The following is a 26,351-nucleotide window of genomic DNA, read 5'->3' as shown; positions in this document are numbered from 1 at the left end:
TCCGTCACGGCCAACGGACTACGGAGGCTCCCTCATGCGAGGGGGCCTTTGTGATATTCGGCGGCGCCCTCGGGCTCGGCGGAGCCCGGACGATGCCGCCTGCGGCGGACGCCATATGCCGCGCAGCGAGAGCCGTGTGCGCCAGCGTCGCAGCGGCGGCTGCGACGAGAGGATCATCCGGTGCAGGCGGCGCACGTCGTCCCAGTACGCGTTCGCCCGCGCGTCCGACAGGGGCCGCCCCGCGAACGCCGCGTAATCCGCCGTGCGGGCGAGCCCCGCCATAAACGATGCCGTGATGCCGAAGCCGGCGGCGATCGCGCCGGCCTGATTGCGGCGCGTTCCGGTGACGGCGAGACCGCCCTGCAGCGCCAGCGCCTCCACGGACCGCCATCCCGAGACGATGCGCCGGCGGGGATCGCCCCGGCGACGCCAACGCGCCATGATGCACGCCTTGGCGGCAAGGATCGCCGCGCACACGCATGCGCACGCCCAGACGGGGCTGCCGTATCGCGCGACGCCGCCGGCGATGCGGCCCAGCCGCGTCCACATCGGATTCGCCGCGCGCGTGTCGGCGTCCTGACCGGCGACCTTGGCCTGCCCATACGGCCGGTCCCGGTCGTGCAACGGGTCGTCAAGCGGCACCGGCGGCTGCCTCACCAGCGGTTGCGGATCCGGTGGCGCCGGCGACTGGTCGGGATCGGGCATATCGGTTTCGCTGGGCGTCGGCCGGAACATCACCCATCCGCATCCCTCCAACTTGATTTCCACCCATGCCTCGATATCGCCGCCGCGGAATTCGGTGATCGCCGTTCCCTCGGCATCGAGGACGGTCCGCCGCCGGCTGATGCCGCCGTGCTCGTCCTTGGGCAGAAACCCCAGCACCACGCGCGACGGCAGGCCGATCTCGCGGGCCATCAGCGCCATGGCCGAGGCGTATTGCTCGCTATCGCCGACCATGACCGGGCCGGAGAGCAGCATGTCGACGCGGTAGCTGCCGTGGCCGGGCGGAGACGGGTATTCGCCCGCCAGCCCGTGCGAGAACCAGCCGTGCTCCCGCAGCATGGCGGACAACGACTGCGCGGCCCGGCCGCCGGCGGCGTCGTCCTCGTCGCCGCCGGCGACGGCAAGCGCCATCCGGGCCACCGTATCGGGAACGTCCTGCGCCCGCGGCTGCGCGATATGATCCGCGGCGGCCCGGCCGATCCGCGCATCGTCCGGCCGCCGTTCGATCACTCCGGTTTCGGTATACGAGATATCCTCCGCCACCGGCGCGGTGAGGATAGCCGAAGCGGTGCCGGTGTTGTAGTAGAGCTCGTTTTCCAGCGTGCCGCGCTTCCTGGCATCGCCGTCGAAGGTCACGCCGGTGGCGGTTCCCGCGAGCGGCAGCCAATGGCCGGCAGCCGATGCGGCAAGGCGGAACCTGGCGGTGAACGGCTCGCCTCGGGCGGTGGTCGGGATGGATTCGCCGACCGGCCGGTAATCGGCGGATCCATCGGTCTCCGCCCGATCGGACAGATTCCACACCGTGCCGTCGAAGCGGTCCATCACCGCCATCCTGACCGGTGTTCCGGCAGGCAGCCCGGTGGCGGTGAGCAGCACATCATCCTTGTGGTACCTGACGTAGGACCGCATGCCGCTCAGCGGACTGGCGATGTCGTTCAGGCTGATCGGCGGCTCGTAGCGGTCGCGTATCGTCAGACGGTGCGGCGTCAGGGCCATGCAGCTCCCCGCCGCAAGAACGATGGCGACAACGGCGGCGATGACCGCGGATGCGTGAGGAGCAGGCCGGACGAGGCGCCAGCGCCACGACAGCCAGATGACCAGAACGAACGCGCCCGTTATGCCGGCTGTGGTTCGCCGGAACCCGCTGGCTGTGCCCAACAGCGCGCACGCGGATGCGAGGACGGCCAGCGGCAGCGCGCAGAGCGCATTGGCCCGTCGCCGTGGTGCCGCAGCCAGCGCGCATGCCGCATATGATGTCCACAGGCACAAGGTCCATGCGGCCATCAGACTTCCATGGCCGGTGCCGATGGGCGGGGCGACGGCGACCAGATACGGGAACGCGCCGAACGTGCCGTACCAGCCTTGGCGCAGCGTGTCCGGCGACGGCAGCACATGGGCCACGGCGCTGCCGTGGAACGCGATCACCGGGCCGATCGCGAATTGGCCGACGAGCAGGATCGCGATCCTCGGGACCGTGTGCGGCCGCGCGCCGTTCCGGCCAGCGCACGCCGTCAATGCGCCGAGGAGCGTCGCCGGTATGCAGGCCGTGCCCCAGGCAACGGGGGACCCGTAGACGTCGATCAGGTTCGCGGCGGCCATCAGCACGAGCGAACAGACGACCATCGCGCCGATGGCCGCGTCATGCAGCGGGCGCCGTCGCTTGGCCGCGCGATGCGTGGCGTGCCCGGCACTGGTTCCTCGCGTCACCTCGACGGCCGAGCGCGCCGATCGGGTCCACGAGCCGTTCATGGCAATGCCCCCATCACTATCGGCAGGTCGGCAAGCGCGCCGACCGTGACCAGTGTGAACCCGGTGCCGTGGTGGACCGTCCGTTCCGCGTGTTCGTCGATGCGCAGCACCAGGCAGCCGGCCGACCGTGACGGCGGCATGGCCATGCGCGTGATCCAGTCAAGCGGTCTGAGCGAGCCGACCACAAGGCAGCGGAACGATGCCCGGGAATCATGCCGCACCGCGGACGGGAAGGCCTGACCGCCATCGCCGTTGGGGACTATGGCACTGCACTCGTCGAGGAAGGCCGGAATGCGCTTGGGTACCGTATGCCGGCTTCCGGCGTGGACGGACAGCCGGCGCCCCTCGGCCAGGTAGCGCACGCCGAGCGAGGCGTACACGGATACGGCGAGTTCGAACTCCGCCTCGCTGGCGTGCGCGGCAGGATCGACGTCCACGGCCAGACTGATGTCGGTGCGGTGGGTCGCCTCGTACTGCCGCACCATCAGCGTGCCCGTCTTCGACGAGTTCAGCCAGTGCACGCGGCGCAGATCGTCGCCCGGCACATACTCGCGCAATCCCTGAACATCGAGGTCGTCGTCGACGGCCGTCCCGTTCGGCAGCCCGTCGGGATCGCGTGCGACGCCGGCCTCGAGCGCATCGAGCCGGATGGTGGCCGGGTGGATGCATATAGTGGTCCGGCCGGTCAGCGGCCGTTCACGACGGATCATACCCAGTGCATCCCCGGCGCGCACCGTCACCGGACCGATGGACAGCACCGCCCGCGCCCTGGCGAGCAATTCCACGGTGAGACGCGTCTCCCCTCCCGGCGCGAGACGGGGCACCGCCAGCCGCTGAGGCACGCCGCCGACCGGGACCTCGATAGTCGCGCCCCCGGATCTCGCCGGACCGGGATTGCGGACGGTGATGGCGAAGAACGTGCGCTCGCCGACGCCGATGCGGCGTCGAGGCGTTTCGACGGAAGCCGTGACGCCGGCGTCTCCCCGGGCCAGGATGGCGGCCGTGACGAGCAGCGTGGCCATGACGATGCCGGCCGCCAGCAATTCATGCCATTGCGTCATCGGGAACAGGACCAGGCACAGGGAACCCGTGACCGCGGCGATCCAGCCGAGAGGGGACACGCCGAATCCGTTCGCGCGCGCGATGCCGCGGCGGGCGGCATGCATCAGGAAGGAACCAAGCACGATCAGCTCCTTCCGGTCGGGGTCGGAACGTCGTCAAGCACCTGCTCGATGACCCGGTCCGCGCGCTGCCCGGCGAACGAGGCCGTCTCGGCGAGCGTGACGCGATGGGCCAGCACGGCGACGGCCAGATCGCGGATATCGTCGGGCACCGCATAGTCGCGCCCGTCGGCGGCCGCCCGCACGCGGGCGCACCGGGTCAATGCCAGCGCCCCGCGGATCGACGCGCCGGACGCGATGAGCTCCGAACGCCGGGTCGCCTCGACGATGCGCACGATGTATTCAAGCAGGCTGTCGTCCATATGGACGCGTTCGGCCACGGCGCGCAGCTCGAGTATGCGTTGACCAGTGAGCACGGGGGAGACGGTTGCCGCCCGATCGCCGACATCGGCCTGCCTGAGGATGTCAAGGCTCGCCTCATGGCCGGGATGGCCGATCGACGTGGAGATGAGGAAACGGTCCAGCTGCGCTTCGGGCAGCCGATACGTGCCCAGCTGCTCGATCGGGTTCTGCGTGGCGATCACCATGAACGGCTGAGGCACGGCGCGCGTGACGCCGTCCACGGTGATATGCCGTTCCTCCATCACCTCGAGCAGCGCGGACTGGGTTTTCGGTGGCGCGCGGTTGATCTCGTCGGCCAGCACGATCGATGAGAACGCCGGCCCCTCCCGGAACCTGAACTCGGCGTGCTGCTGATCGTAGAACGTCACGCCAACCACATCGGACGGCAGCAGATCCGGCGTGAACTGGATACGCTTGCACGGGGCCTGTATCGAGCGCGCGATGCCCCGCGCCAATTGGGTCTTGCCGGTGCCCGGGTCGTCCACGAGCAGTACGTGGCCGCCGGCCAGCAACGCGGTGACGCACAGCGCGATCGGGCGCGCCTTGCCGACCACGATACGCGAAACGTTGTCGACAAGGGCGGAGAACGCGTGCCGGAAGCGGTCCATCGACGCGTCCGACGCCGGCGACAGCGATGGCGCGGGTGATAGTGATGACGCGGGTGATAGTGATGACGCTGTGGACGTTGGCGATACCCGGGGTGGGGACCCCGGCGGCGTTGCTGACGACGATGAAGCGGGTGAGGCGGGCGAGATCGGCGGCGGTGCCGGAGACTCCGGCGCCGGAGACGCCGGTACCGCCATCCATGAAACCGCATGCCGCCCGCCCGCGCGCGTGATTCGCGTGGCGTCCGATATCCGCGTCATATCGTCGGAAGAGGTGCGACGGATGTTGCCGGTCATCGGTTCCTCCTTATGCGGCGATGCGGCTGATCCAACGCGTAGCCCGCGGCCGCCGCCGAACGAGCCGGATACGGACGCGATCGCGGCGCCTTGGCACCATTATGTTTCACGGGATGTTTCACGATGGGTTGCTCCGTGAACCCGACGGAGAGTCCATGGAGGGGACTCATGCCGGGCCTCGACCAAAGCCGGCCCGATGACGGGGACACGGGTATCCTCCACCCTTGTATCTCGGCCGTTGCGGATACCGCGTTCAGCGCCGGATCGTCGCCGGATACGCGCACGGTCCAGTACCACGGCGGCGCGGCGTCGTCTAGGAAGTCGTCCACCACGATATGGTTGCCGGTTCGCAACGGATAGACGCGTTCACGGCCATCGGACCGGATGATGATATCGACGCGATGGCGTTGGTCCCATGCGTTGATGTGCAAATCGGGGAATTCGACGACCGCGTGATCGGTGGGCGACCAGATGGCGGTCCCCGCGCCGATCACGGCCGGAACCTTCCAGACCCGGGACTCGCCGCCGGTGACGCCGGGGCTTTCCGTGCCGTTCAGCACCGAGAATATGGTCACCGGACCGCATGGCCGCCATGGAACAAGGCCGATCCGCGCCGTTGAACCGGTGGCGGATACCGTCTCCCCGGAGGCGTTGCGCACGGCGAAACGGTCATACAGCCCGCCCGAGGGCTGCCACGAGACCGTGCAGGATCCGCCTTCGCCCGTCGCGGTGGATCCCTCATGCAGCGTGACGTCGATATCGGTGATATCGGGAACGTCGGGAAGCGGCGTGATCCGCGCCGTATCCGAGCGCGCTGCGGGCACGGCCAAGCGCGTGGCCAGCGTGGCGGTGACGGTCATGACGGCATGGTACTTGTCCCGAGGAATGCCGATGCGCGCGCGTGGGGCCGAGCAGTCCACAATTCTCTCGGCATCGCCGGAGAGCACGATGCCGGAGCATCCGGCGTTGCGCAGATCGCCGATCGTGATTTCCGCGATGATGCCGTCTCCGGCCTGCGTGAGGGAGAGCCCTATGCCGTCCGGATTCCCCCACGGCGCGGCGACGCCGTCCGACATGCCGGGCTGGCCGTCGCCGGCCCGGTTGCGGCCGGTGACCGTCGCTCCGAACGTGGCTCCGTCGGCTATCATCTCGTCGGGAATCGTGAATACGGCGGCCGTGCCGTTGACGAATCGCGTCAGGGACGCCCCTCCGGCTGATCCGGATATCGCCACCGTGTATCCGTCCGGGGGAGTGCCGGCATACCGAGGCTCCTCCCAGCGCACGGTCAGCGTATGGTAGCCGCCGGCCACCGTGACGCCGGTTGGCGGGGTCGGCACGATATCGGGCATGCCGGCGACCGGCGCCGAAGGATCGGACCATCCGGCTTCATTGCGGGCCCTGACCGTGAAGACGTACTCGGTGCCGTTGACAAGCCCGGTGATATTGCAGGCGGTCACGGCACCGCAGGACTTCGAGCCGCCGCTCCAGAGCACCTGATAGTCGGTGACCGGGCTGCCGTTGGCGGCGCCGGGGGTCCACGACAACGCCACGGAGCCGTTTTCCGGCTGGCCGGTCACCGGCGACAGCAGCGGGGTGCCTGGGCGCCCGACCACGGATACGGTGACCTGCGCGCTCACCTGACGGTCCCGGAGCAGCGTGCCGTCCCTGACGGTGACCGTCACCGCGGTCGACAGGGCCTCGGCATGGTCGTCCACGCGGATCGTCAATGGGCCGGTTCCTTCGCATCCCTCGATGACGACCGGCGGCGCGGCGCCCACGCATCCGATCATGGACAGCGGGACATCCGGGAATGGGTTGTATGCGTCGGACAGCAGATCCACCTGCGCCGAGGAACCGGCGGCGATGCGTATGGTCGGCGCGCCGATGCGGGCCAGAGGACGGTTCGACGCGATTATGCGCGCCGTCACTCCCGTGCGGACCGATCCGTTGCGATGCCCGATCGTGAACGGGATGCCGACGATCGTGCCCGGTGTCGCCTCCTTCGGCGCGCTGACCGTCAGCAGGCCGCTTGGGCTGATGTCGGCGGCGATCGCGTCCGGCGCCGCATCGAGCGCATAGGTGCAGGGCCGATCCGGCCCGCAGGATTCCGGCGAGGCGAGCGTCAGCTTGGTCAGATCGATGGTCATGGCGGGCTCTCCGGCCGCCACGTCGACCATGATCGGCGAGAACACGGGCGGCGGCGCCATATCGCCGATCACCGTGATCGGCAGGGTCAGCACCGCCGTGCTGATGATCGTTCTTCCTCCGTCGCCCGGCTTGCCGTCGGCGGCGGTGAAGGTGACCGAGGCCGGGCCGGCGTAGTCCTTGGGCGCCACGAAACGCAGCGTATGGTCGTCGACATACGGGCTGCCATTGGCCGCTTTGGTGGCGCTCGCCGAACTCTCGTCCGCCACATACGCGGTTTTGCCTACGCCGACGCGCACATGGTCGGCTACGGCGATGATGAGCGTGCCGCCGGCTCGGACCTCCAACGGCGGCGCCTTGGGGCGAAGCATCGGAGGGAACACGCCGTAGGCCGGCACCTGAACGAATGCGGCGGACGTGATGCCGTGCGTCGTGTTCGTCACCGTATAGGCAATGGACTGCGGCTCATCGGTCAGATCCACGCTGATCGTCGTGGATCGGGCGCCGGGCCGGACCCGTGCATGCTCGAAGGCGGACGGATCCACCCCGATCTCCAGCTCATCGACGGTGCCGGAAGGGTTGGCTATCCACTGCGCGATGTCCACGTCCACGGATTTTCGGTCGATCGTCGCCACGGCGGGCACCCGATAGTCGTGCGCCACCGGCGGCTCGATCGCGGCGAGGGGATCGACCGATACGGCAAGCGTGGCCGCATCGGACAGTCCGGCGGCGTCGCTGGCCGTATACGTCACGTAGAACAGTCCCTCCCGATCGGGCGTGACGAACGACACGGCGTCGCCGACCGCCCGCGCCTGGTCGAGTCCGGGCGCATCGATGCCGCTGACGGTCAGCGGTTCGCCGTCGGCGGCGATGTCGTTGCGGGTCACCGGTACGACGGCCTCGACCCCCGGGCGCAACGTGACCTCATCATCCCGCGCCACGACCCCGGCGGCCTGCGCATCGCGGAAGATGCCGACGCGGATGTCCCCCTGCGCTCGCTGGCCGGTCCAATCCTCCACGGCATAGGTGAACGTGTCGGTGCCAGACGAGTCCGCATACGCCTCGTACAGCATGGAATCCGAGCCGACTTCGGTGATGCGCCCCATCGCGGGCGCGCGGTTGCCCAATCCAAGCAATATGACGTCATCACCGTCCACGTCGATGCCGGACAACTCGATGGGGATGCGCACCCGTCGCCCGGCGGCCACCTGCGCTTCGACGGGGAGCGGCGTCGGCGCCGCCTTGCGGCCGGCGTCCCGCTCGTGCACGGTGATGGCAAGCGTGCCTGACGAGGCGTTGCCCGAGCTATCCGTAACCGTGTACGTCACCCGGTATTCGCCGGGATCGGATGACGCCTGGTAGCGGATCAGGCTGCCCGAGACGAAAACGAGCCCCTTAAACGCATCCCGGTCATATTGCAGGTCGGGGGACAGCGATACCGCCGAGCGACCGGTGAAGGAGACGTGGTCGAGCGCATCCACCGAGACGATGCCGCCTGTGCGCACCCGCATGTCGATGTCGGGGGCGCGCGGTGCGGTCTCGTCGGCCATCGGCGCCGGCGGATGCAGCACGATGGTGCCCTGAGACGCGCCGGCCGCATTCGCCACCGTATAGGTGATCGACACCGTCCGGATCGGGATGCGGCGCGCGACCAGATATACGCGTTTGTTGCTGACCAGACCGCCGACGATGCCCTGCTCGTGGTCGGACGACACCGCGGTGACCGACAGCACCCCGCCCATGGGATCCACGTCATTGGTCAGCGGTTCGACGATGGCCGTGCGATCGGGGCCAAGCATCGCGATGTCGTTGGCGGCGACCGGGCGGGCGCTTTCGCCGGTTACCGGCTGCACTTCGATACGGGCCAGGCCGTGCGCGGGCACCGATCCCTGCATGACCGTGAACGGCACATAATAGGTGCCCGGCTCGGTGGACAGGAAGGAGAACGACAGATCCGAGGCATGCGCCGTGACATGCGCGCCATCCGGCGCGTCCACGGCGGACAGGCGTACCGATTGGGCGGACGTGCCGTGCACATAGGGCTTCAGATCGACGGTGGTACGCGTGCCCGGCGAGGTCTGCCCGACGACCGCGTCGACATAGGCGGCAAGCGTGTTCGCCGGGCGAATGGAGAAATACACCATGCCGGTGCCCGTGGCCTGTCCGTCGGATACGGTGACCTCCACGCTGATGCGGCCGGAGGTCGCGGCGGCCGCATCGAAGGTAAGCTGCCCGTCGGCGCGCGTCGAAACGGCCACCTGATCGCTGTTGGTCGCCCGTGCCGCTACCAGGGTAAGCGGGTCCCCGTCCGGATCGGCGAAACCGCCGAGCGCATTCGACGTATGGACCGATCCCTGCTCGACTTCGTATTCCGTGGGCAGATCGGTCTGCGCCGGTTCGGCGTTGGATGAGGGGCCCACCAGCGTGATCGTGACGGTGGCGGTCGAGGTCTGCCCGCGTCCGTCGCCGATGTCGTATGACACCGACGCCTCGCCCACGGCGGCACGCGTGGCGTCCAACTGCAGGTAGCGGCCGCCGTAAACGGGCGATACGGAGATGTCCGCTCCGACCGGTGCCCCCGTGCCGATGATCCGCAGCACCGAGCAGTCGGTCTGCTCGTCGTTGCGCAGCACGTCGAGGATGCGCATGCTCCCGGCCCGCGCGCCGAAAGCGTCGTCCTCGGCGCGGATTTCACCCGATTCGGCGGAGCAGGAAGCTGAAAACTCATGGCGATCGCCGGTCATCCCGCCATCCTGGGGCTGACCGATGGGCTGATCGACGCGGACCGTGTTCCACTGGATGCGGATCAGACCGGTGCTTTCGTCGGGATTCCATATGTCGCCGGTCACCGCGTCGTTGAGCAGCACCAGCCGGTGATTGGTGCGGAACACCAGATCGGAGGTCTCGCCGATCTCCTCCAGCGTGTCGAATACGGCCGGATCGTCATCCGTCTCCAAACTATTCCCTGAGCCGTTCCCCGAGCCATTCGGCGTGCAGACGCGCGCGTGGTTGCGCGCCCGCTGGCTCCACGCCGCATATACGCATCCGCCGACGGATACGGGTTTGGCTGCGTTCCCGGTGCCTCCGCTGGGCAGCGTCCTCGTCCGCTGCACGCCATCGACCAGATCCGCCAGGTAAAGGGCGCCTTGGCCTGCCGCCGCCACCCATTGCCGTTGCTCGCCATCGTAGGGCGGCGCCTGCAGCCGCAGGCGGCCCTTCGCGCCGGTGCTTGCGCTGCCGGTGTTCCAACGGATCGTGCCCCGCGCGACCACGACGGGAATGCCTGCGATCACCGTGAAATCATCGACGTCGAGCCTCCGGCCGTCGCTGAGCGAGCCATATCGGCGTGCCTTCGACGAAGCCGGGCCCTCCGCCACCAGTATCATGCCGTCACGCGGCCTGTACCCGTAGACCGTTCCGTGATCATCGACCGCGATCATGCCTCCCGAACCAAGAGTCATCTTGGGGTCGGAGGACGGCGTCATCGCGTCGAGCGTATCGGCTTGGCCGATCCACACTTTGCCGGTGGCCCTGCTGCACAGGGCCGTCGTGGCGCCGCCGATCATCGCCGCCGTGCTGCCGTCCGTGGCGGCCTTCGGACCCGTGCCGAGCGTGGACGCCGCGACGCTGCTCACGCTCGAGCCCTCGTCGAGTATCATGTCGTTGCCGTGCTGCGCGACGTCGAATCTGGTCGCCGATGCGGAGACGGCCGCATCCGCTTCTCCCAGCGCGACGTTGAATCGTGCGGCCTTGCGATGCTCCGACGACGTGACCCACACCGTGCCGTCGTCGAGGCTCACTTGCTGGCGGGTCACCGAATCGGCCCAGACCGCGCCGATGGCGATGACCGCCAGCGCCATCAATGCGGCCAGGGGCGCCATCCACCGGCGATCATGATGAGGTGCCTTGTCTGCCATGATGAGTTCCTTTCCGATTGCGTCTCCCGCAGAGGCTATGGCTGGTCCGCGCAGACGGCGGCCGGTTTCGCGGACATGCGACGATCGCTGCGCACGATGCTCACCTGAATGCACGTCCGCGTATCGGTGACGTCATGGAGCACGACCGATCGGTCTGCGACGATGCCGGCATTCGCCTGCGGCTGCGCCGTGCCGCCGTCGATCGGCGCCCATGCGTACAGATCGCCTTCCCGCGGTTCGGGATTGATCCAGGTGAACGTGACGGTATTGCCCTGATACACGCCGTTCAGTCGTTCGACGGATGGCACATATCCGGCATCCTCGCCGGTGCGCGGATCGTCCTGCGCCGCGCCGGCGCTGATCGTTTCCGGCGCGATGGCCGGTGCCGTGCCGGATATGATCGTCGCCGGCATGCCGGCGGTCAGTGCGGCCGCCAATGCGACCGCGGCCGTCACGAGAGGCGCCGTGCCGGCGATCGTCGATGCCGTTGCGCTGCCGGACAGGCCCGTGCCGGCACGCCTGATCGGAACCTGCGCCCGTGCCGGCGCCATCGCGCCTGGCGAGTCGGGGGAACCGGCCGGGTACGGGCCGGCCCCCACGGGCCCGGGCTCGGACTGGGGCGGAATCGCCTTATGCGTGAAGTCCGGAGGCCGGCCTTCCCCAGGGAACTCATGGCTCGCTCGGGTCCAGTCGCCGGAAGCGGCGGCTTTCGGCGGTCCTTGTGTCGGGGCGATCAGGACTGATCCGCCGTGCCCGGCGGCGGATCGGCCCCCATGCTCATCGGACAGCCCGGACGGGTACGGTGAGACGCCCGATGCCATGAATGGCGTGACGTGGCCACCATGCCGGTGCTGCGCATGCTGCATGGCCCGGGCGAATTCCAACGCCGAACCGTACCGGTCGTCCGGATGCCATGACAAGGCGGTGCGCAGCACGTCCCCGGCGTCGTGCGAAACATCCGGGAGGTCGAGCCGCGGACGGCTCGCATGGGCGATGGCTCCGCCCGGGTCGCCTTGCGGGCCGGAGATGGGGCGGGGCGGCGGCGATCCCGTCAGCACGCCGAACAATGTGGCGCCCAACGAATACACGTCGGATGCATCCGTGCCGCCGCTCCGGCCTTCAAGCACCTCCGGCGCGGCCCATGGCGCCGAGTGCCCGGTGGCATGGTCGGACCGGTACATACTGGCGGCGATGCCGAAGTCCGCGAGGACCGGCGCACCCTGCACATCGATCAGCACGTTCGACGGCTTGACATCGCGGTGCACGATCCCTACCCGATGCGCGGCGTACAGCGCTCCGGCCAGCACGACGCCCAGGTCGAGGGTCTGATCGGCGCTCAGCGGGCGGCGCCGGCACCGTTCCCGATACGAGCCGAACGGGGCGTAGCCGAGCACCAGATACCCATGACCGTCATCGGTGACGCCGACGGCATGGATGGGCAGGATGGCCGGATGCGAGGAGAGCCGGGCCAGGCATTCGGCCTCGATGCGGTATCGCGCCGCCGCATACGGGTCGAGCACGGTCCGCGACACCTTGACGGCGACGTCGCGATCGGGCATCCTCTGACGGTACAGATACACGATGGATGTCGCTCCCGAACCGATCCGGCGTTTGAAATCGTAGCCCGGCAGCCGCGGCGGCATAGCGTTGCTGGTCATCATTTCACCTCGTTTCGGTCGGCAACATCGGCGGCGTGCCCATCACTCTACCGTCGCTCCGGGTGGCCGGACCGTGACCGTGGGCGCCGATGCCGCGGTCATGGGGAATCGTCAGCCGGTGATGCTACCCGCGGTATATGGCGGTGCGCATCGGAGCGTCGCGACGGAGGAAACGCCGGTTGACGCTTCCGGCGAACGCCGATGGGCGACATGACTGTCACGAAAACCCGAGTTGTCGGTGCATGGGCCGGAAACCTCGACAACGACAATGCCGGAAAATCAAGGAAACGGATTCCTCTTGAACCGTGCATGCCGAATGCGCGCACCGACAACTCCGATTTTCGATGTTTTTTTGGGCGTGTCGTGCCGCTGAATCATGAGCAAGACGCCGCATCGGGATCCTCGGGAAGCGCGTGTGCCGATGACGCGCCGAAGGCGGGCATGCGGGCGAACGGTTTGCGCGGAGCGGGGCAGGGCGGCATTTAGTCTGAGGGCATGACCGGGAATATGCATGACGCAGGCTACAGGCTGTACGACGAGGTGCCGCGGGGCTCCTTGCGCAAGCATGGCCTCATGCACGATCGACGCGACGGCGTGACGATCGATGGGCTGCTGGCCGGATTGGTCTGCGCAGACAACCCCTCGTACGGTTCCCATGACGGACGGACCGTACGGGATGACCGCTCTCGCTCCAGAGTGAGGAAACGCGCGGAAGCCCTGCTGGTGGCCGGGGCGCCGTGCTCGGGCAAGACGGCGTTCGCGACCGACCTGCTGCTGGGGGCCCTGCGCGTATTCGGCGATGACGGTGCGGTGATGGCGGTGTCGGGACGCCAAAGCGCGGACCGGATCGGCAACGAGGTCATCCGGCGCGTGGGCTTCACCTCGCAGGCCCGTCCGGTCACCACGCTGTCCGCGATCGCATTCCGGCTGATCACCGACGTGAGGACCCGTCGCGGTCTGCCGGCCCCGAAATTGCTCAATGGCGCCGAGCAGGATGCGCTGTTGCGCCGGGTGACCGCCGCTCATGTGCGGCATGCGCAATCGGGCGACCCCTGCCAGACCTGCGGGCTGCTGCGCGAATACTTCGCGGCTGAGGATTGGGCCGGCGTCATTGCCGCGGACGGGGCCGACCGCGGTGCGGCATCGCCGACGGCGCCGCATGAATCGCGGACGGCCGGGAATCCCGACCATACCCCGGCGGATGCCTCCGATGCGGGCGAGGCCTCCGGGGACGCCAAGCGGGGAAATTCCTCGGCCATGTTCTCGCGCGGCATCAACGACGCCTTCGTCATGCAGCTGCGCGATATGATCGCGCGCATGAACGAATTGGGCGTCATGCCCGGCGACGAACCCCGGCTGCTGGCCAAACTCAGCGCGTGGACGCCGCACACCGAACGGCTGCATGTGCAATGGAGGCTTGCCTTCGCGCTGCGCCGTGAATATGCGCAGGCGATCAGCGACGCCTATCCGCACGAGTATCGCCTGGATTCCTCGCAACTGCTGGTTGGCGGCGAGCAGGCCGCGCATGAGGCGGAACCCGGCAGGCTGCCGCAGCTGGTGGTGGTCGATGACGTGCAGGATCTGACGCTTGCCGGATTCTCCTTCCTCGCCGCGCTGCAGGAACGTGGCGTACGGCTGGTGCTGGTCGGCAACCCCGACGAATCCGTGCAGTCGTTCCGAGGCTCGTACCCGGAGTATCTGTTCGCGCAGGCGCGGAATCGGCTCGGCGCGAGGCTGCTGCGGATCGAATCCTCGCACGCGGCCGAGCATGGCGAAGCCATGACCGTGACCGATGAGGGCGCACTAGCTGGAATCCATGGCGGAGACGGTTCGGCCGGGACCGCGCCGCCGGAACCGGAACGGCACTGCTACCGGGATGTGGTGGCCGCCCGCATTTCCTTGTCGATCCGTTCCCTGCAGGACGATGATACGGCGTTGCCGGATCGCCCGGGCAAGATCCGGCCGTTGCCCGGCAGCCTGCCCATCGCGCCGTTCGGGGCGGACGACCCGCGTATGTGTGACGGCAGCGTGCATACGGGGCTGTACCGCTCTCCCTCGGAGGAGCTGGATGACGTGGTCTGGCGCATCAAGCGCGCGCATCTGATGGACGGGCGCGCCTGGAACGATCTCGCCGTCATCGCCCACGACAATGCGACCGTCCGCCAATTCGGCGAACGCCTGCGCCGCGACGGCGTGCCGGTACGGTATTCGTCGGTCACCAGGCCGTTGCGCGACGAACCGTTCGTGCAGGGCCTGTTCGCGCTGCTGGAACTGGCCCGGCTGCGCAATCAGGCGCATGAGCGGGGACTGGCCTCCTTGCCGATGAGTCTGGGCGGCATGTCGGCGTTCGTGCGGTCGCGCGTCTCTGCGGTGATGGGATGCCCGCTGATCAGCGTCGGTTCCGGCAGTGACCATGAGGGGCGTCCGGCGCGCATCGCCTCCGTCGAAGCCGCGATGAACGCGCTCGGGGCGTTGTCGGGCGTGATGGGTGAGCGGGACGACGAGCCGTCCGCGGCGTTGCTGCATCTGACGCAGGCGTGGGACAGGCTGCGTGGGCCGGTGATCGCGGCACGCGATGCGGCCGCGGTCGTCACCGATGACAGTCTGGTCGCCCCGGACGCCCGTGGCGGCGACGATGTGCGGTTCGGCATCGATGCACTGTATCTGATGCTTGAATTCGATGACGCGGACGCGGTGCTCGCCGCCATACAGGCGGTCTGCGGGCCGGATCCGCATGCCCAGGCATTCGCCCATCTGTGGGATCTGGTTCGGTCCATTGCCCGGGGACTGCCGGAACTGCCGTCGCGTGAGCCGCAGTATGCGTTGTGGCTGGCCTGGGACTCCTGCAAGGTGGCTTCGCGCTGGCAGCGCGAAGCGCTGAACAACACCGAATCCGGCCAGGCCGCCAACGATCGGCTGGATACGGCGATGCGGCTGTTCGATTATGCCTCGGGCTCGGCGAGCGCCGATGATCTTTCGGGCTTTTTCGAACAGATACGGTCCATGCGCATCGAAGCCGATTCCCTCGCCAAGGTCGCTCCCATCGATCAGGCCGTCACGCTGACCACGCCGGCCGGCGCGGCCGGGCGGCACTGGCCTTTGGTATGGCTGCCGGCATTGCAGCAGGGCGTATGGCCGAACCTTGCGGCGCGCAACACGATGTTCGGCGGCGAGGATCTTGCCGACGTCATGCTGTACGGGGTGCTTGCCGAGGACATGGGCGTGGACGGCGACCCGCGCCTGGAATCCGTGTTGTCCGCCGAGCAGAAGAGCCTGCTGGTCGCGTTCACGCGCGCCGAGGAACGGATCACGGTGAGCGCGGTCTATAACGATGATCTGACGCCGTCGGATTTTCTGTACGGCTATCTGCCCGAATGGTTTGATCGTGCGGCGCACGCCGACCCTGCAAGACGCGATTATGCGGAGGTCGGGCAGTCGGATCGGTTCTGCGGTCTGGACGGCACGCCGCGCGGCCTGGTCGCCGTTGCCAGGGTGACGCTGGCCCGTGAACCGGCGGGCTCCCCTGCCTCGCGGGATGCCGCCGATGCGCTGCGCCTATTGGCGGGACACGGGATCGAGACTGCCGATCCGCGGAACTGGCCGTTCGCCAATCCGGTCGGAGACGGATCCGCGGACGCCGGCGCTGAAACCGGAACGGCAGACGGGAACGGGGAGCGGGCCATACCCGTATCGGAGGCTGCGGAACGGTCCGCGGCTGCGGATCAACTCGTATCCCGATCCATGGAACGGCCCATAACCTTGTCCCCGTCCGCGGTGGACCGCATCTGGGCGTGCCCGGTGTGCTGGCTGATGGAGAACCAGTTCTCCGGGCCAAGCGCGGGCAGCGTGGCCATGACGTTCGGCACGCTGATCCATACGGTCGCGCAGCGGGCCAGCGAGGAGGGCCTCGACCTGCCGGGCGGCGAGGGGACGGAGAGCGAACGCGCCGAGGCCATCCGCTCGCGCATGATGGAGATCTACCGCGACCTGCGGGCCGACCCGTCCGGCATCGCCGACCCGGCTGACCGCTATGCCGTCGCCAGGCAGGATGCGACCGCCGAGGACGTGCTCGGCAACATCGCCATGTATTTCGTGCGGTCGAACGACGGCGACTATCCCACCGGCAACGTGAACAACTTCACCATCGGCACGTTGGATTCGGCGGAGTGCGAGCGCTCGTTCAGCGCCCTGTTCACGGTGGACGACATCCTCGAGGCCTACAATGCCGTCGACGGTGTGGAACCGATCGACAGAAGCGAGCTGGTCTCGATCATGGGAACATTGGTCGGAGGATGGCCGGACGCGATGCATGAGCGCCTCGCCGTGCGGCTTACCGGACGTATGGACCGGGTCGAGCACCGGACCATGGCCGACGGCGGCGAGCGCATCCGTCTGATCGACTACAAGACCGGGCAGGTGCCGTCCGTCAAAGCGGTGTTCAACGATCTGCAGCTGGTCTGCTATCAGTTGGGTCTCGCCTTCCCCGAAGGCGGGGAGCGCGGGGCCACAGCGCTGTCGATCATGCCTCGGATCGCGCAGAGCGCGCTGTTCCACGTCGGGCATAACGCGGCCCCGGCGCAAAGCCGTGGTGCGGAAAGCCTCTACCAGCCGCCGTTGTTCGCGGGCGGATCGTTGAATGACGGGGCGTTCGCGGCGCGTTACTACTACAAGGATCCCGCCAAGCTCACCGACATTCCCGAGTTGGACGAGCGGCCGCCGCGCGGCGTGCGCGAGAGCGTGTGGCGCCGCTTCCTGGAGCTGCGGGGCACGCAGGCGGTATGGGCGCTGACGATGATCAGCCGGGTGTTCTACGCGGCGGCGGCCAGCCGGTCGCGCCGGCTGATCGCCCATCCCCAGCCCAGTCACGTCGAGGCGTGCCGTTTGAAGGAATCCTGCCCCGCCTGCGCGGGCCAGGTCGACACCGTGTTCGAAACGAGGCAGGCATGAACGGCAAAGGCACTCCGGCATTCACCGACAGCCCCGAGCAGGCGGCGGTCATCGGCGCGCCGGTCGGCGGCGATGTACTGGTCGTCGCCGGCGCCGGCAGCGGCAAGACGTATACGATGACCCGTCGCATCATCGGCCTGATCGAGCAGGGCGTGCCCCCGGAACGCATCCTCGGGCTGACCTTTACGCGCAAGGCCGCGTCCGAGCTGCTGTCGCGCGTGTCCTCGGCCGTGTCCGACCACGATCGGGGGAGCGGGCGCAGCGCGTTCCTCAAGCCCGAGGTGTCCACATACGACGCGTTCTTCCAGTCGATCGTGCGGCAGTACGGCCTGCTCGTCGGATTCGACCAGAACACGCAGCCGCTGAGCGACGCCGGGGCGACGCAGCTGGCGGCCACCGTGATCGACCGGCATATGGATCTGCTGTTCGACGACGATTTCGGTTCGTTCCGCACCGTCGTCGGCAAGGTGCTCGCCCTGTCGCATGCGATCGGCAACGCGATGATCGGCGGGCGGACCGTCACCATCGACGAGGCGATCGCCCGCATCCGCCAGTGGGACGCCGCGTTCATCGCACAGCTCGACGTGGCGATCGGCGATGCGGAGGTGCCCGGGGAGGAGCCGAAGACGAAGGCCCCGAAACGCAACAAAAATGACACGGACAGGCAATATGCGGCCAAGCAGGCCGAATACCGCGCCGCACTGCACGATCTGTGCGTCTACCGCTGTTCGGCGCTGCGCGACGTGGTCCGTCGGCGCGAAACGCTGATGACGCTGGTCGCCGAGTACGAACGGGAGAAACGCCGGCAGAACATGGCGGAATTCAGCGATTTCACGATTGCCGCGTATCAGCTGGTCACACGGTTCCCCTCCATCGGGGAACGATACCGCCGCCGTTACACGCATGTGCTGCTCGACGAATATCAGGACACCTCCACCACGCAGGCGATGGTGCTGGCGGCCTTGTTCCATGCGCAGCGGGAGGAAGACGCGGATCCGTCCGCCGGCGTGGTCTCGTCCGCCGGCGTGGCCCAGTCCGTTGTCACGGTCCAGTCCGTTGGCACGGCCCCGAACGACGGCGGCGCGGACTTGGCCGGTGATGGCACGGGCCCGACGGGCGGCGCGAATCCGGCGCGGACCGGACGCGCGCTCCGCTCGGCGGTGAACGCGGTCGGAGACCCGTTCCAGTCGATTTATGCGTGGCGAGGCGCCAGTCCCGGCGCGTTCCGCATGTTCCAGCGCGATTTCGGCATGGCCGAGGGTACAAGGCCCTTCCCGCTCAGCGTGACGCGACGCAACTCGCGCATCGTGCTCGAGGCCGCCAACCACCTGACCGGGCCCCTGCGCGTGCCGCCGCGACGCGCCGGCAGCTCGCTTATGCGCGAGGTCGATGTGGCTGAGCTCACCACGCTGGACGATGCGCCGGAGGGCACCATCGGCGTGCTTGGACTGACCACGTTCGGCCAGGAGATCGACGCGGTCGCCCGCTTCGCCAAGCAGGCGATCGCGCGCTACACGCCGACGGAGCGGCAGCGTGCGGGCGGAGCCAAGGACATCCGCCCCCATGTGGCGGTGCTGTTCCGCGGCAAGACCCATATGGCACAGTTCGCCCGGGGACTGGAACGCGCCGGGTTGTCCACGCTGGTGGTGGGGTATTCGGCGCTGCTCGAACGCCCCGACGTGCGCGACCTGCTCGCCCTGATGCACGCCGTGGCCGACCATACCGATTCGAACGCGCTGATGCGGCTGCTCGCCACGCCGAGATTCGGACTGCGGTCGGCCGATCTGACCGCATTGGCGGATCTCGCCGAACGATTGGACACGGCGTATCGCTACCGCGCGCTCGCGGAAGCCGGGCTGATCGATGCCGGTGGCGGTGCCGATGCCGATGGAGGTGTCGGGGCTGCCGATGAGGCGCGTCAGGCCGCCATCGTCAGGGAATACCGGGATCAGGTGCCGCACGCGGTGTATCTCGCCGACCTGCTCGCGCGCAAGGATCTGGCCGATCTCCTGCGGCGCGGGGCGATCGCCGGCGCGGCGGCGGATGCCATCGTGCGGGCGGGTCGGATGATCCGCCGTGTGCAGGCCGTGGCGAACCATCCTCTGAACGATGTGGTGCGGACCGCGGTCGAGGAGCTGGGCCTCGACATCGACATGATCGTCGCGCAGGCGATCGAGCACCCGGACCAGCCGGTGAATCCGACCGCGGCGCGATCCGGCACGGACGCGATCATCGCGCTGGTGGACACGTACGCGCGCGAGATCGTCGAAGGGGCCACCCCGACCCTGCGCGGGTTCATGGCATGGGTCGATTCGCTCGGATCCGTGGATGAGGAGTCCGCGGCCGCTCCCGATACCCCGGCCGATGTGGTGCTGATGACCATTCACCAGTCCAAGGGCCTCGAATGGGACGCGGTGGTGGTCGCCGGCATGGCGGCCGGCACCTTCCCCAGCAATCAGAGCGGGCTGAAGATCACGGCGGATGCCGACCATGCGGGCGGCATGACGCCGGAAGGCGCATGGATTCCGCCCGAATACCACACGGACGTCGCCACATGGCTGGACGATCCGGCCGCCGTGCCGGTGCCGGTGCGCGTGGACGCGGGCATCCTGCCGAGGTTCCCGCACGATGCGGCGCCGCATGATGATCCGCTGCATGCGTTGACGATGCTCGACGACGTCGAGGTGATCGACGATGAGATCTACGGCGACATGCGCGGCAAGGACATCGGCGACGATATGGATGCCGTCGACCCGGACGGCTGGTATCTGACGCAGGGTGAGGAATACGGCCGCCGCCTGCTTGCCGACGAGCGGCGGCTCGCCTACGTGGCGCTGACCCGCGCCCGTTATGATGCGCTGCTCACCTACAGCAAGTACCCGACCGAGGACCGGGACCCGAGGCCGCTGCTGGAGCGGGGCGGGCGCAAGCCCAATGCGTCCAAGCCGTCGGTGTTCTGGGACGAAGTGCGCGACTCGTTATGCCACCGCGCCGACGTCGTCGCCGTGAACGGGCGGCGCGACGACGGTGACGCCCAGGCTTCGGGCGGCGCCGCAACCCGTCCGGCCTCGGCGCCGGAGCCGACGACCTCGCCGTCCACGTTGCCGTCAGCCCCGCGATCCTTGGATGAGGCTGGCGCCGACAGGCCGGACGGGTTCTTCGCCGGCGAACGGGCCGGCGATTACGAGAGCGCCGTGGTAGAGGCCGCATGGCGGGAGCCGCTCGAACCGCAGCCCGAGGAGACGAGCCTGCCGTGGCCGGCATCGCTTTCCGCAAGCGTGCTCGGCAAGCTGATCGGGGGAGTCGGGGCCATGGGCCTGCCCGGTGCGCAGGCACGGACCGAGGCGAGCCCCGGCTCGGGCCCCGATACGTCCGGTATGGGGTCCGGCGCGGTCGCGCCCGACACGGATCGAAACGACGCTGGCGAGCCTGAGGGAAGCGGCGGGCCATCGCTCGCGAACGCCACGCCCGTGCTGCCGGCGAAGGAGTCGCTACTTGCTCGAGCCCAGCTGCTGGTGAACGATCCCGACCTCATGCCGTGGCCGGACGGCGACGCCCGCGATCTCGACGCGCGCGTGCGCCGGCAGGCGGAACGCCTGCTGTCCGGCGGGCGCCAGAACGTCACGTCGCTGCAGGCCCGGGCCGGTCACCTGAACGAGCGCGACGCGCGCGCCTTGTGGAGGGGGCTTGTCCGGCCGATCCCGCATGTCGCGTCGCCGTCCGCCGAAGCCGGCACGATCTTCCACGCGTGGGCCGAGCAATTCATCACCGCGTTTGGCGGCGGCGAGGTGGCGGATGCGGTCGTGTCAGCCGGCGCCGCGGACGATGCCGCGACGATGGGGCCGACGGGTGCCGGCGTGCCGTCGCGCGAATCCATGATCGCCGATCTCGACGCGCGCGAGGCCGCGGCGGCGGCCGGCGAGCCCCTCGACGGCGAGCCCCGGCAACTGCTCGCGTGGCAGCGGCGTCTGGTCTCGTCGAGGTGGGCGTCGCGCCGCCCGGCATGGGCGGAACGTCAGCTTGTCGTCGCGATCCCGCAACTGGGGAACACCATCGTCAACGGCAAGCTCGACGCGGTCTTCTACGGCGGGCTCGACGCGGGCGACACGGCGAAGCGGTTCACCATCGTCGACTGGAAAACCGGCCGCAAGCCGCGAACGGCACGGGACATCGAAGACAAGCTGGTGCAGCTCGACTGGTACCGGCTGCTGCTGTCGGTCATCGAAAACGTGCCGCTGGACAGTATCGACGCCACCCTCTACTATCTGAGTGAGCCCGATGAGGGCGCGCGCGAGCTGACGGCCCGCGCGAAAACCGAACAGGAGATCCTTGCCGAGTTGAGCTCCGGTATCCCCAAACAGTCCGACAACGACTGACCGCGCCGTGCCGTGCGGTCGCACGCGAATGGAAAACGCTTCGCGCGCGTCGTTGCGGCGGGTGAGCCGCGACCCTTGGTGCAAGTGTGGGCGGGCACACATGCGGGACGCAACAACAGTAAGGAGCATCGCAACATGGTTGCGCACGCATACGCCGGCGCCGGGACGGCCACCGCAGACGCCGCCACGACCATCGCCGGAGTCACCTATCGCCCCATGACATGGGCGGACGTGGATGCCGTGACCGAGGCGTTCGAACAGACTTGGGGGCATTGCAGCAGCGCGGCCGGGACGCCGAGCTCGCCGCTGCTGTCACGCCATTTCGTGCTGCATTATCTGGAACCCGCCACCCGGGCCGACATCGCCGAACGCGACGGCCGGTTCATGGGCGTCACGCTGGCGCGCGTGGCCGGCAGGCCGGCGGCGTTCCCCCAGACCGGCGCGGAGCTTGCCGCCGTCAACGCGCGTTTGGAGCACGGCGCCCCGATCGGCGCGCAGGCGTTGCACGAAACGGAGCGGTGGCATCGGCTCGAGGAAACGCTCGAGGAGCGTATCTCCATCAACGACACCGCGCAGGCGGAGATCGAGCTGTTCCTGGTCGCCGGCGCGGCCCGAGGCCATGGTGTCGGCGGATCGCTGTGGCGCCGGGTGAACCGGTACTTCGCCGGCTGCGGCGTGGAACGGTACTATCTGCACACGGATTCCAGCTGCGACGTCGGATTCTACGATCATCACGGCATGCAACGCGTGCTGACGCGGCTGGCGGCCGACCACCCCGAAGACGGCGACGAGGACGACCTCTACATATACGCGGCGGAACCGGAACGATATGACCGGCCGCGGGCCGGCGCCGGATCCGAGGAGACACGATGAGCAAGGCGAGCAAGGTGGGTTCCCCGACGGATGCGCGGGCCGCCGCCTCCCCCTACGCCCAACTGTTCCGGGTCACCGGCGCGAAGGCGTTCTGCCTGTCCGGCGCGGTGGCGCGCCTGCCGATGTCCATGATGGGGCTCGGCATCGTGCTGGCGCTCAACCACCTCTACGACAACTGGACCGTCGCCGGCACGATGAGCGCCAGCTATATCCTCGCGGCGGCCATCGTCACCCCGTTCTACGCCCGGCTGTTCGACCGGTTCGGGCAGCGCCGCGTCGGGGCGGTCGCGCTGACCGTGCAGGTGGCCTCCATGCTGGCGCTGGCGTTCGGGGCACTGATGCGCGTGCCGATTCCGACGCTCTTCGCGCTGGCGATCCTGATGGGGGCGACCCAGTTCTCCTTCGGCGCGCTGGTGCGCACCCGATGGGCGTACGCGCTGCGCGGCCCGGACAATGCGGCGCTGCTCAACACCGCATATGCGCTGGAGGCCGCAATCGACGAGGTCGTGTTCATTCTGGGACCGATCCTCGCCGCATTCCTCGCCACATCGGTGCACCCGGTGGCGCAGCTGCTCGTGCCGACGGTTGCCTGCGGCCTCGGCGGGGCGGTGTTCTTCTCGCTCAAGCGCACCCAGCCGCCCGTGCTGGAGCCCGTCGACGTCTCGGCCGAACGGACCGGCACCGCTTCCGGCGCCCCCGCCGGCCCCGTCGATGGCGAAGCCGACCGGATGACGCTGCGTCAGCTGCGCTCGCCCGGGCCCAAGGCGACGAACGTGCTGCTCTATCCGGGCATCATGCCCCTGATGATCGTGTTCGTCGTGTTCAACATGAGCTTCACCGCGTTCGACGTGTCGATGACCGCGACGATGAAGGCCGCCGGCGCCGAGCAGTGGCTCGGCCTGCAGCTGGCCATGTTCGCCGTCGGATCGTGCATCGGCGCCGTCATCTTCGGATCGCGCGAGATGAAGGGATCCCATTGGCGCCATATGGTCGTGTTCCTGGCGCTGCTGTCCGTCGGATTCGTGCTGTTCCGGCTCGCCATGGACCAATTCCTGCTGTTGGGATGCCTGGAGGTGCTGTTCGGCCTGTGCGTGTCGCCGCTGTTCGCCACCGGCAACCTCATCGTCAAGGGCACCGTGCCGGCGCGCTCGCTGACCGAGGGGCTGTCGTGGCTGACCACCGCCGGCTCGGTCGGCGCGTCGTTCGGCTCGACCGTCGCCGGAACGGTGCTCGATGCGGCGGGGCCGCACTCCAGCATGCTGATTCCGTGCGTCGCCGTCGCCTGCGCGATACCGCTCGCCCTGCTCGGCTGGTTCCTGGCCCGCAGACGGCGCTAGCCGGCGCCGGGCGCGCCGATCCGCCGCGATGCCGTACGGTCTCCGGCGCCGCCGGCGGGCCGCGCGGCGCCGCGGCGGTGATATGGGCGCCCGCATCGCGCGGGTCAGGTGCTAGGCTCGGGAATGGATGGAACGGCATGCGCCGCCGCGCCCGCCGGGAGGACCGCCGGCCGCGGCGGCCGCCCACAACAGGAGGAATGAGTGATGAGCATCAAGGTATCGGTGGTCGGCGCCAAGGGGCGCATGGGCTCCCACGTGGTCGAGGCGGTCAACGGGGCCGATGATATGGACTTGGCGCTGGCCCTGGACGCCGGCGACGATCTGGCCGCGATCACGCCCGGGAACACCGACGTGGCGGTCGAGTTCACCGTGCCGACCGTCGCGTTGGACAACGTGCTTGCGCTGATCGGGCAGGGCGTCGACGTGGTGGTCGGCACCACCGGCTGGACCGACGACAAGCTCGCGCGCGTCACGGCCGCGCTGGCCGACGCGCCGCGTGCGGACCAGGCCGTGTTCATCGCGCCCAACTTCGCGATCTCCGCGGTGCTGGCCGACTATTTCGCCACCGTTGCCGCCCCGTACTTCGAATCGGCGGAAGTCGTCGAACTGCACCACCCGAACAAGGTCGACGCGCCTTCCGGCACCGCGATCCACACCGCGCACGGCATCGCCGAAGCGCGCCGCGCGGCGGGCCTCGGCGCCATGCCCGACGCCACCGAAACCGACGGCGGCTCCCGCGGCCAGGTGATCGACGGCGTGCACGTGCACGCGGTGCGGTTGCGCGGCCTCAACGCGCACGAGGAGGTGCTGCTCGGCAATGCGGGGGAGCAGCTGACCATTCGCGCCGACAGCTTCGACCGCATCTCCTTCATGCCCGGCGTGCTGCTGGCGGTGCGCAAGATCGCCGCCGGAGGCCACGCGGGGCTCACTGTCGGATTGGACAAGTTCCTCGACCTGTGATTCCGGACGCTTCCGGACGACATTCCTGAACGATGTTCCTGAACAACGCTCACGAACGGCACTCCCGGACGGTCGGATCAAGGCGGCCGGGCGCGGCGGCGCCGGGCGCAACGGGGATGCGATGCGCCCGGAAGCCCGCCCGGGCGCAAGGCGTCCCGACCGCGAAGTACCTTGTGATATATGAGTGACGCTATGCATCTTCTTGATCCGGCCCCGTTCGGGCGTATCCTGCCAGCCATGATCACGCCGATGAAGACCGATGGCTCCGTCGATTTCGAGGCCGCCCAGAAGGTCGCCAGGCAGCTGGTCGCCGACGGCGCGGACGGCTTGGTGGTCAACGGCACCACCGGCGAATCGCCGACCACGCACATGGATGAGAAGGTGGAGCTCGTCACGGCGGTGCGCGAGGCGGTCGACGTGCCGATCATCTCGGGCGCCGGATCCAACGATACCGCGCACACCGTGCGCATGGTCGAACAGACGCAGGAGGCGGGCGCCGACGCGGTGCTCGTCGTCGCGCCCTATTACTCCCGCCCCTCGCAGGAGGGCGTGTACCGCCACTACAAGGCGGTGGACGAATCGGCCGACAAGCCGATCATCATCTACGATGTGCCCGGCCGCACCGGCGTGCACATCCAGCTGGAGACTTACTGCCGCATGGCCGAACTCGGCCATGTCAAGGCGGTCAAGGACGCCACCGGCGACATCGCCGGCGCGGTGCGCAAGCGCATGGAGACCGGGCTGACCTGGTACTCGGGCGACGACGGCCTGTTCCTGCCGTTCCTGTCCGTCGGCGCGGTCGGCATCATCTCGGTGATCGCCCATGCCGCGGCCGGCCCGATGCGCGACCTCGCCGCGGCGTTCGACCGTGGCGACATCCGCGAGGCGCAGCGCATCGCCGTGCAGCTTGCGCCGCTGGTCGAATCGATGAACGGCAACGGCTTCCAGGCGGTGATGGCCAAGGCGGCGCTGCGGGTGCGTGGCGTGCTCGACGATACGAGCATGCGCCTGCCGAACGTCGGTCCCGGCCCGGAGGAGTTCTCCCGCGTGGAAAACGGCATGCGGGCCGCCGGTCTGCTGCACTAGGCGATCGGGCGGAACCTGCCGGCGCCGCTCGGGCGGCGCAAGCCTCACCCGCATCCGCGGCCGGCGATCCGCAGTCGGAGCAGCCGCGCCCGAAATGGACCGCAGCCGACCGGTGGCCTGTCGCAGCGGAATCGCGCCGCGATGCGCGGCCGGCA

At 68.8% G+C, this 26,351-nt stretch carries 11 protein-coding genes and 1 pseudogene; 7 read left to right on the top strand and 5 right to left on the bottom strand.

Annotated features, from left to right (window positions below; translation table 11 throughout):
* Positions 1-18: 18 nt before the first annotated feature.
* The 5 genes and pseudogenes from BBSC_RS10155 to BBSC_RS12900 form a co-directional block, all read right to left on the bottom strand.
* Positions 19-2,472 carry a transglutaminase family protein gene (locus BBSC_RS10155; RefSeq protein ID WP_046726231.1) on the bottom strand — a complete coding sequence of 818 codons (2,454 nt, stop codon included), beginning with the start codon at positions 2,470-2,472 and terminating at the stop codon, positions 19-21.
* Positions 2,469-3,656 (bottom strand): DUF58 domain-containing protein, encoded by a 1,188-nt coding sequence (locus BBSC_RS10150; RefSeq protein ID WP_051923166.1) that lies wholly within the window; start codon positions 3,654-3,656, stop codon positions 2,469-2,471. Before BBSC_RS10150 ends, BBSC_RS10155 begins: the two co-directional genes overlap by 4 nt.
* Positions 3,657-3,658: 2 nt before the next feature.
* Positions 3,659-4,747 (bottom strand): annotated as a pseudogene (locus tag BBSC_RS10145) (AAA family ATPase); the annotation flags it as partial.
* A gap of 146 nt (positions 4,748-4,893) precedes the next feature.
* Positions 4,894-10,959, bottom strand: a complete 6,066-nt coding sequence (locus BBSC_RS10140) for an Ig-like domain-containing protein (protein WP_081892897.1) — start codon at positions 10,957-10,959, stop codon at positions 4,894-4,896.
* A 35-nt stretch (positions 10,960-10,994) separates the two neighbouring features.
* Positions 10,995-12,620 (bottom strand): serine/threonine-protein kinase, encoded by a 1,626-nt coding sequence (locus BBSC_RS12900; RefSeq protein WP_051923168.1) that lies wholly within the window; start codon positions 12,618-12,620, stop codon positions 10,995-10,997.
* Between the two features lie 207 nt (positions 12,621-12,827).
* Here BBSC_RS12900 and BBSC_RS13775 point away from each other — a divergent pair, with 207 nt between their 5' ends.
* The 7 genes from BBSC_RS13775 (at position 12,828) to dapA (ending at position 26,196) form a co-directional block, all read left to right on the top strand.
* Positions 12,828-13,103 (top strand): hypothetical protein, encoded by a 276-nt coding sequence (locus BBSC_RS13775; protein WP_144414468.1) that lies wholly within the window; start codon positions 12,828-12,830, stop codon positions 13,101-13,103.
* 87 nt (positions 13,104-13,190) lie between these two features.
* Positions 13,191-17,564, top strand: a complete 4,374-nt coding sequence (locus BBSC_RS10130) for a PD-(D/E)XK nuclease family protein (RefSeq protein ID WP_081892926.1) — start codon at positions 13,191-13,193, stop codon at positions 17,562-17,564.
* Positions 17,561-21,940, top strand: a complete 4,380-nt coding sequence (locus BBSC_RS10125; RefSeq protein ID WP_033517308.1) for a UvrD-helicase domain-containing protein — start codon at positions 17,561-17,563, stop codon at positions 21,938-21,940. Before BBSC_RS10130 ends, BBSC_RS10125 begins: the two co-directional genes overlap by 4 nt.
* Before the next feature lie 135 nt (positions 21,941-22,075).
* On the top strand, positions 22,076-22,813 hold the full coding sequence (locus tag BBSC_RS10120; RefSeq protein WP_161787638.1) for a GNAT family N-acetyltransferase: 738 nt from the start codon (positions 22,076-22,078) through the stop codon (positions 22,811-22,813).
* The gene (locus BBSC_RS10115) at positions 22,810-24,150 is read left to right on the top strand and encodes an MFS transporter (RefSeq protein WP_033517306.1); all 1,341 of its coding nucleotides are present in this window, start codon (positions 22,810-22,812) and stop codon (positions 24,148-24,150) included. Before BBSC_RS10120 ends, BBSC_RS10115 begins: the two co-directional genes overlap by 4 nt.
* 204 nt (positions 24,151-24,354) lie before the next feature.
* On the top strand, positions 24,355-25,110 hold the full coding sequence (dapB, locus tag BBSC_RS10110; protein WP_033517304.1) for a 4-hydroxy-tetrahydrodipicolinate reductase: 756 nt from the start codon (positions 24,355-24,357) through the stop codon (positions 25,108-25,110).
* A 180-nt stretch (positions 25,111-25,290) separates the two neighbouring features.
* Positions 25,291-26,196, top strand: coding sequence for a 4-hydroxy-tetrahydrodipicolinate synthase (dapA, locus tag BBSC_RS10105; protein ID WP_033517302.1), 906 nt, complete (start codon positions 25,291-25,293; stop codon positions 26,194-26,196).
* The last annotated feature ends 155 nt before the right edge of the window (positions 26,197-26,351 follow it).

Source organism: Bifidobacterium scardovii JCM 12489 = DSM 13734, from assembly GCF_001042635.1.
Lineage (GTDB): Bacteria > Actinomycetota > Actinomycetes > Actinomycetales > Bifidobacteriaceae > Bifidobacterium > Bifidobacterium scardovii.
The sequence above is the reverse complement of the archived record's forward strand: the minus strand, read 5'-3'. Positions and strand labels throughout refer to the sequence as shown.